At 66.1% G+C, this 1268-nt stretch carries 1 protein-coding gene; it reads left to right on the forward strand.

Annotated features, from left to right (window positions below; genetic code table 11):
• The coding region (locus tag ACX80M_RS21030) for an ISL3 family transposase (protein WP_459310408.1) at positions 1-1225 on the forward strand (1225 nt) is incomplete at its 5' end.
• Positions 1226-1268 lie beyond the last annotated feature (43 nt).

Raw genomic sequence — 1268 nt, forward strand, 5'->3', positions numbered from 1 at the left:
TGTCACCGCCGCCGTGCTGCTCCCGGACGGGGCACGCCACATCACGGTGGAGACCACATTCCCGCCGGGCTGCCCGAGCTGCGGCGTCATCGCTTCCCGGGTCAAGGAACGTCGTTGCCAGCAGCTGCGGGACATCCCGGTCGCAGGCCGGGTGGTCCTCCTCTGGGACAAGCGGCGCTGGTTCTGTGACGAGTACCTGTGCGAGCGGAAATCCTTCTGTGAGGCCACGCCGCAGGTCCCGCGCCGAGCACGGTCGACACGGCGGCTGCGGCAGACCGTATTGGAGGCGGTCATCACCTCGGGACGGGCAGTGTCCGAGACGGCCGCGGCATTCGGGATCTCCTGGTGGCTGGTACAGCAGGTCATTGGAGACGCCGCACTCCGGCTGCCCGACGTGGACCTCCTCGCACCCAGAATGCTGGGCATCGATGAGCACCGGTACCGGTCGGTGCGGTTCTTCCAGGATCCCGGCACGAAGGCCTGGACCCGGTACGAGCCGTGGATGACAACGATCGTAGACCTGGACACAGGCCAGGTCCTGGGCATCGTGGACGGACGCGACCACAAGGGTGTCGGGGAATGGCTCTTCGCCCGGCCGCTGGACTGGCGGCTCGGGGTGCAGGTTGTCGCGATCGACCCGTCCGCGGCGTTCCGGAAGGCGCTGCGGATGTGGCTGCCACGCACGGCGGTCTCGGTGGATCTTTTTCACGTGACGATGCTGGCCAACGACATGCTCACCACCGTCCGCCAGGGCCTGTCCCAGCAAGTCCGGGGCCGGCGGGGTAGGGCCACGGACCTGGCCTGGGCGAATCGGATGCTGCTGCTGAAGGCCGATGAGAACCTCTCAGAACGGGGCCACCACCGGCTGGCTGGCGTGTTCGCCGCCGATGATCCGACCGGCAGCCTCCAAGCCGCCTGGCAGGTCAAGGAGCAACTCCGCACCCTGCTGAACACCGGCTCCCTCGAAGACGCCACCGCGGCGAAGGCTGCCCTGACGGACCTGGTGGAACGGGCCGCGATGCCGGAAACAAACAGGCTCTACAGGACAGTGTGCCGCTGGTGGGCCGAGATCGAAGTCCTCATCGTCACCGGAGCCACCACAGCCAAGGTAGAAGCCAACAACACGGCAATAAAACACATCAAACGAACCGCGCGGGGCTACCGCAACCCGGACAACTACAAATCGCGTATCCTCTTGAGAAGTGCAGCCCGGATGGCAGCATGAGCAATCATCTCAGCAGACCATTCCCCGGGAACCTTGAAGAGCC

Source organism: Pseudarthrobacter sp. MDT1-22 (genome assembly GCF_054511035.1).